The 7,001-nt window shown below is 45.5% G+C and carries 6 protein-coding genes; all 6 read left to right on the plus strand.

The window, feature by feature from the left end; translation table 11 throughout:
• The first annotated feature begins 4 nt into the window (after positions 1 to 4).
• The 6 genes from IH879_04365 (at position 5) to IH879_04390 (ending at position 6,915) form a co-directional block, all read left to right on the plus strand.
• Entirely contained in the window at positions 5 to 2,296 is a 2,292-nt protein-coding gene (locus IH879_04365) for a DNA translocase FtsK 4TM domain-containing protein (protein MCH7674169.1), read from the plus strand.
• Between the two features lie 40 nt (positions 2,297 to 2,336).
• A complete protein-coding gene (locus IH879_04370) occupies positions 2,337 to 2,999 on the plus strand; it encodes an outer membrane lipoprotein carrier protein LolA (GenBank protein ID MCH7674170.1) in 663 nt (220 codons plus the stop codon).
• Positions 3,000 to 3,146: 147 nt separating this feature from the next.
• Complete coding sequence (locus IH879_04375; protein MCH7674171.1) at positions 3,147 to 4,304, plus strand: FAD-binding oxidoreductase; 1,158 nt, start codon at positions 3,147 to 3,149, stop codon at positions 4,302 to 4,304.
• Positions 4,305 to 4,404: 100 nt separating this feature from the next.
• Positions 4,405 to 5,433, plus strand: coding sequence for a pyridoxal-phosphate dependent enzyme (locus IH879_04380; GenBank protein ID MCH7674172.1), 1,029 nt, complete (start codon positions 4,405 to 4,407; stop codon positions 5,431 to 5,433).
• Positions 5,434 to 5,548: 115 nt separating this feature from the next.
• Positions 5,549 to 6,442: an amidohydrolase family protein gene (locus tag IH879_04385; protein MCH7674173.1), complete on the plus strand. Its 894-nt coding sequence runs from the start codon at positions 5,549 to 5,551 to the stop codon at positions 6,440 to 6,442.
• A gap of 215 nt (positions 6,443 to 6,657) precedes the next feature.
• Complete coding sequence (locus tag IH879_04390) at positions 6,658 to 6,915, plus strand: hypothetical protein (GenBank protein ID MCH7674174.1); 258 nt, start codon at positions 6,658 to 6,660, stop codon at positions 6,913 to 6,915.
• The last annotated feature ends 86 nt before the right edge of the window (positions 6,916 to 7,001 follow it).

Genomic DNA, 7,001 nt, shown 5'->3' on the forward strand with positions numbered 1-7,001 from the left:
ACACATGAACCGCAAGAAAAACAGAGACACCTCTCGAAAAGAAGAAATCCTTGGCATTTTGCTGCTCACACTGGGAATTTTAATTTTCATCAGTCTTGCAACTTACGACTCCCACGAGCACCCCGACAACATCACATCAGGGAAAATTAACAACCGGCTGGGTTTTGCCGGCGTTTACATTTCAAATTTTCTCATTCAGTTGGTCATCGGTTATCCCTCGTTTGTATTTCCAATCATCATATTTATTGCCGGCTGGAATCTTCTGCGCGGTAATCCGTTTTCAACTTTCTTCAAATGGATGGCTTATCCCCTCATTTTTGCGATTTATACTTCCGTGATTTTAGCGCTTCCTGAAGTTACATCCTCCGGTTCCAGTCAATTTGGATTCTCCCTTTCGGGTTTGGTCGGCGGGGTCATTGCCCAATATTTGTTTAATTATCTCGGCATTGCCGGCGCCATCGTTGTGCTTTTGGGTTTGATTATGGCAACGGTCATTGGGGCAACCAACCTAAGTTTTTCAGGAATTCTGACCAATATCGGACAGGGGACTTCTTCGGCTTTTTATACGATAAGTGATATGATTTCGGAATGGCGCCACGAAAGGAAAACAAAAAAGGAGAAGCCGGCGATAAACCTGGGCCGCGATTTTGAATGGCGGGATGAAGAGCAACCGCAGGAGAAAACCGAACCGCCTCCTCCCAAGAATTTTGCGGCCGCGCCTGAACCCGGACAAATGGAATTAGATGTGGACTCTGATGATGGTGTCGAGGAAAAGAAAATGCCGCTGCCAAAGGATATCATAGAATCCGGCAATTATGTCTTTCCTTCTTCCGAACTTCTGGCCGCGCCTGAAAGTCAAAGTCACGAAATGACGGAAGCTGAGCTCAACATGAATGCCCAGATTCTTGAAGATCGTTTGTTAGAGTTTGGGGTTCAGGGCAAGGTTGTTCAAATTAGTCCGGGACCGGTCATTACCCGTTATGAAGTTGAGCCGGCGCCCGGTATGAAGATCAGCCGAATCGTTGCCCTCGCCGATGATCTGGCGCTGGCAATGCGTGCAAAACGCATTCGGATCGTTGCGCCGATTCCCGGTAAAGGCGCAGTCGGAGTAGAGATCCCCAACCGCGAGCAATCGTTTGTTTATTTAAGAAACACGGTCAATTCACCGGCGTTTCAAAATTCAGGTTCCCCTTTAGCCCTGGCGCTTGGCGAAACCATTTCCGGAGAACCTTATGTCGCCAACCTGGACCAGATGCCGCATCTGCTGATCGCCGGCGCGACAGGTTCAGGCAAAAGCATTTGCATAAACACCATCATTGCCAGCATTCTTTTTAAGGCTCATCCGATTCAGGTACAATTTGTCATGATCGATCCGAAACGCCTTGAGCTTTCAATTTATAATAATCTTCGCCATCACCACCTGACCTACCGCAAAGATTTAAACGAGGAAGTAGTTACCACCGCCTCAAATGCTATTTCCGTCCTGAAAAGTATGGAAGCAGTCATGGAGAAACGTTACGAAATTCTGGCCCGGGCCGGGGTACGAAACATCAACGATTATAACAAGAAATTACAGAGCGGTCAGTTGAAGGAAATCGAATATGAAGAGCCGTTTGAATACCTGGAATACCTGGTTTTGATTATCGACGAACTTGCCGATTTGATGCTTACCGCAGCTCGCGAAGTTGAGGAACCCATCGCCAGGCTGACCCAGATGTCCCGCGCCGTCGGCATTCATTTAATAGTAGCGACCCAACGTCCCTCAGTGGATGTGATCACCGGAATCATCAAGGCGAACTTCCCGGCCCGGCTTGCTTTTCAAGTGGCTTCTAAAACCGACTCCCGCACCATTCTTGATTTGAACGGCGCTGAAAAATTGCTGGGCCGCGGCGACATGTTGTTTCTCCCGCCCGGCAGTCCGGAACCCGTGAGAATTCACGGCGCATTTATTTCCCCCGAAGAAATTGAGAATATTATTGCCCATATCAGAAAACAGCCGCGTTATCCGAAACACACGTTGCCCCTCGAGAAAGAAGAAGCTGTCAGCGGCGGCCTTGAAGGCGATGGCATCGGCGGCTCCCGCGACGCGTTATTTAATGAAGCTCTGAAATTGGTTGTCCGGCATCAGCAAGGATCGATTTCCCTTTTGCAAAGGCGTTTGAAAGTCGGCTACGCCCGCGCCGCCCGTTTAATCGATGAATTGGAAGCAGCCGGAGTTGTCGGGCCATTTGACGGCAGTAAAGCCAGGGATGTGCTTTGGGATGAACAGGAACTCGAACAGGCGGATTTAAGTTAAAGCATTTGAAAAACACGTTTGATTAATTGAAAGGTTTCTAATGACTCTCATTCGGATTTCATTCCTGCTCTCAATCTTATTATCTCTGTGTTTTACTCCTCCTGCAGCCAATGCCAATTCAAAACGCGCCAAAGAGATTATAAAAAAGGTTCAAAAAAAATACAAAGAACTTCAAAGTTTAAAAGCAGATTTTGAACAAGAATTCATCTGGCAGCTTGTAGGTGAAACTCAGACGATTAAAGGGCTGCTCTATCTCAGCGCGGGTAATCATTACCGCATTGAGACGGATACCCAGACGATCGTCTCTAATGGCACCACCGTCTGGATCTACTCGGAACCTGACAACCAGGTTATTATCGATTCAATGGATAAATCCGAGGAAAATCCCCTGCCGAAGGATTTGCTCTTCCAATATTCAGAGGAATACAAACCTGAATTAGCCGGTGAAGAAAAGTTCAACGGTGAAAAAACCTATGTGCTTAACCTACTCCCCAAAGATGAAGATGCCTTTATAACGTCAATGAAAATCTGGGTTGATGCCTCGAGTTGGCTGACAATTAAAGTTGAACAAGTTGACATTAATGATAACGTCAACACCTACATCATAGGCAACATTAAAGAAAATCTGCAATTAGAAGACTCGTTGTTTAATTTTGAAATTCCAGAGGATTGTGAGGTCGTGGACCTGCGTGAAAGTCAATAGGAAGCTGCTTCATTTTCAATAGTACTATCTTCAAGGTTAAGGGCGTTAAAAATTTCAGCGCCCTTTCTTGTTATTTTAATTTTATTTTTGCTTTAGGAACCTATCGGTGGACTAGCCATTCCCCAAAAAGGCGGCATCGTCCTCGATTTGACCAAAATGAACCGGATTCTGGAAGTTAATGAAAAAGACATGTATGCTGTCATCGAGCCGGGCGTCACCTGGGGGGATATAAAGAAGTGTCTCGCTGAAAAGCACCCGACTTTGCGATTTGGCTACTCGCTCTCTCCCCCCCATACTTCGGTTCTGGCCAACTGCTTGATGAGCGGCCTGACCAATCTTTCTTTAAAACACGGAACCACTGCGGATTGGATCAATGGATTTGAAGCCGTTCTGCCAACCGGCGAAATTATTCGCACCGGAATTGGCGCGATCAGTGACATCTGGTGCAGCAGGGCGCCGATGCCCGACCTCGTGGGTTTGTTTATCAATTTTCAGGGCACGACCGGAATTGTCACCAAGCTGGCGGTTCAGCTCTGGCCGAATCATCCCTTTCGAAAACGCTTTTTTGTACTCGCTTACGACACCGAACAAATGTACGATTTTATCAATTTGCTGGTGCGCGCTGAAGTCTGCGACGACGTCGGCGGGCTTTCCTGGCCCGTCGGCAAGATGCTCTTTGGTCAAAAAAAACCGGTTTACCGAGATCCTGCTGAACCGGAGCAATTCCTTTACATCGATGTTTCTGCCGAATATGAAGATTTGTTCAATGTAAAACTGCACATCATCGACCGGCTGATAAAAGAGCAGAGGAAGAAGGGCGTGCGCCTGGAGTCTCCTCTCGATATTAAGAAGTTAGTGAAGATAGCGCCGCGATTTGAAAAGTTTGCTGACTTCCCAGCCGAGTTGGACTTTCTTCTGGAGCAAGGGGGGCTGAGCTGGGTCGGCACATTTGGTCCGACCTCGCAATGGAAAGAGGGTATCAAACGAGGTATGCAGTTGATGGAAGAACATGGTTTTCCACCCATGGTGGTAACCCGGCCCATGCAAGGTGGCCATTTTGGGGTGTTGAGATTTATCGAAGTTTTTGATAAGAATGACATGGAGCAAGTCAAACGAGTGACCGACCTCAATCAAAAGTTAAGCGACTTGGTTATTGAGTTGGGTTTCTTTCCTTATAAAACCCCGGCCTGGGTCATCGAAAGACATCGAGATAAAATCGATCCCAACTTTTTGAGGCTGGCTGGGCAAGTGAGAAACTTGCTGGATCCAAATGGGATCATGAATCCGGGAAAATGGCCCTTCTAAATTGAAAATTTGATTATTGTTAGTTGATTAATTTAAAATTCAATAATCCAGAATTCTCAAATCGTATAAAATATTCAATTATCAATAATCAATCCAGATTATGCTCCAACCTCTAATTTTCCAAAGATTTCCCCAACTCAGCAAATCAATTCCCTGGCTGCCGCTCGGACAATTTCCCACTCCAGTCGAGAGCCTCACAAACCTGGGAAAACACTTGGGACTTGAGAGTCTCTGGATTAAACGGGACGACTTAAGCGGTGAACCTTACGGCGGCAACAAAGTCCGCATGCTTGAGTTTATCCTGGCGGAAGCAAAAAAGAGAGAGGCGGAATTGCTGATTGCCTATAGCGCTCTCGGTTCAAATTGGCCGCTTGCTTGCGTGGTTTATGCTAAACTGCAAGGGTGGCCAACGGATGTTTTTTTCTTACCTTATCCAATGGACAACGTTAAAAGGCAAAATTTGGAATTAATTAATGAATTGAGTCGTAAAGTTTATTCTGCTAAATCAAAATTCACTTTTCCATTCTTGCTGTACTCACATCTGGCCAGATCCAGAAAAACCGGGTCTGTTTACCTGACTCCGCCGGGTGGCGTTTCTCCGACGACCACCCTTGGATATGTCAATGCTGCCCTCGAATTGCAGAATCAACATGAAAAGGGCGAACTGCCAATTCCTGATTTCATCTTTTGTCCTTTGGGAAGCGGCGGCACTGCAGCGGGTATTTCAATCGGGCTGACCTTGATTGGCTGGCCGACGCGAGTGATTGCAGTGAGGGTTGTCGATTTCATTGTCGCGAATAAGTTTACTTTAAATCTGTTAATTCGCAGAACACTAAAACTCATAAAAAGAAATGGCGTCAACTTGCCTAGTCGGAATTGGGGCAGTAACTTTCGCATCGAACACAACTACATTGGGAAAGGGTACAGCCGACCGACGGATTTGGGCGAACAAAGTATTGAGCTTTTTAAATCACGGGAAAGCCAACTGCTCGACTCAACTTACACCGGAAAAACATTTGCGCCGATAATCGAACTTTCCAAGGACGATCAGTTTAGAAGCAAGCATATTTTGTTTTGGCAAACGTTGAACTCTCGGAACCTGGATAATATAACTTTGCTAAACTTTTGAAGTTAGTAAAGTTGGTTTTGCAAATTCTCTTGCAACCCACCTGTTTTTTATTTATATTTTCACGTAACGATCAGGCAAAGCTATCACCCCGTTGTCTTTAAAGAGATTTAATAAATTGAAAATCATTGACGCTCACACGCATTTTTTTTCTTACACCTGGCTGGAACACTTTTTCCAATTAGCTGAGGGGCAGTTTTCAAATGTTGAAGCGCTCGCTGAAAAACTTGGCTGGGAAATGCCTAGTAAAGATCCGAGCGAGCTTGGTAATAAATGGGTTCGGGAACAGGATAAGTTCGGGCTTCGTGGGCAAGTCCTTTTTGCCAGCAAACTGAACGACGCAGAGCAATTGGCCGCGGCTTTAAATGCTTTTCCTGACCGATTGTTCGGATACTTCATGATCGACCCGACCCAAGAAGATGCCCGCAACCAGGCCCACTATTCATTCAATATTTTGGGGATGAGGGGCGTCATGTTTTTCCCGGCCATGCACCACTTTCATGCTTCTGACGAAAAAGTTCACTCGATTTATGAAGAGGCTCTGTATGTCGAAGCGCCGGTTTTTGTTCACTTCGGGCAATTAAATATTCCTATTTTCAAAAAGCTTGGGTTGCCGGATCCGGTTGATTTGAAATATTCAAATCCATTGGATTTAAGAGAGGCGGCTGCCGAGTTTTCAGATGTCAATTTTATCATTCCGCATTTTGGCTGCGGCCGTTTTGAGGAAGCGTTAAAAGTTGCAGCCGAATGCCAAAATGTCTATTTTGATACCTCAAGTTCCAATTCCTGGATTCCATCCCCTTTAACTTTAAACGATGTGTTTAAAAAATCCCTGGAAGTTCTCGGCCCGGAACGCATCCTGTTTGGTACCGACTCTTCTTTTTTCCCTCGTGGCTGGCGTAAAGATATTTTCGATGAGCAAATGCAAGTTCTCGATTCGCTGGGCGTTAAAGAGCGGGATAAGAAGTCGATTTTTGGCGGGAATGTAGCAAGGCTTTTGGGATTGAAATAGATTGGGTTGCTGAAAAATGATTGGCAAAACTATTCTCCACTTTACCCCGTGGGATAATAGAATCGGGATTATTTTCGTTCAAACAGCCAATGCTTAAAAAAAACTAATATTCGCATTTAATAAAATCTTATCCAACGGGGTAAACAAAATCATCGAAAAGCTCGGCGAAGCCCGCCTGCTAATGACTTGCATTGGAGAAAGTTGGGAGATTCTGAATGGCTGATTTAATTGGGAGGACAATCCTTCACTATAAGATTATTGAGCAAGTCGGGCAGGGCGGCATGGGCGTTGTTTACAAAGCCGAGGATATTAAACTCGACAGGTTCGTCGCGCTCAAGTTTCTGTCGCCGCATCTGAGACAGGCTGAAAAAGAGAAGCGAAGACAAAAAGAAAATTTCGTGCTCTTCGCAAGATTCATTGCTCTTAAGCTTCGGCGGCTGGAAGAACTAATTTTTTATGAGGTATTAAAATGAAATTTGTGATTACAGTTAATCAAGATGAAGATGGTTCTTACATTGTGGAGTGCCCATCAATTCCTGGATGCATTAGAATCAGTACA

This window comes from candidate division KSB1 bacterium, assembly GCA_022562085.1.
GTDB lineage: Bacteria > Zhuqueibacterota > Zhuqueibacteria > Oceanimicrobiales > Oceanimicrobiaceae > Oceanimicrobium.

What these genes read in the sequence shown, in the direction of transcription:
- IH879_04365 (MCH7674169.1), top strand. Translation starts at nt 5, where the DNA reads ATGAACCGCAAGAAAAACAGAGACACCTCTCGAAAAGAAGAAATCCTT.
- IH879_04370 (MCH7674170.1), top strand. Translation starts at nt 2,337, where the DNA reads ATGACTCTCATTCGGATTTCATTCCTGCTCTCAATCTTATTATCTCTG.
- IH879_04380 (MCH7674172.1), top strand. Translation starts at nt 4,405, where the DNA reads ATGCTCCAACCTCTAATTTTCCAAAGATTTCCCCAACTCAGCAAATCA.
- IH879_04390 (MCH7674174.1), top strand. Translation starts at nt 6,658, where the DNA reads ATGGCTGATTTAATTGGGAGGACAATCCTTCACTATAAGATTATTGAG.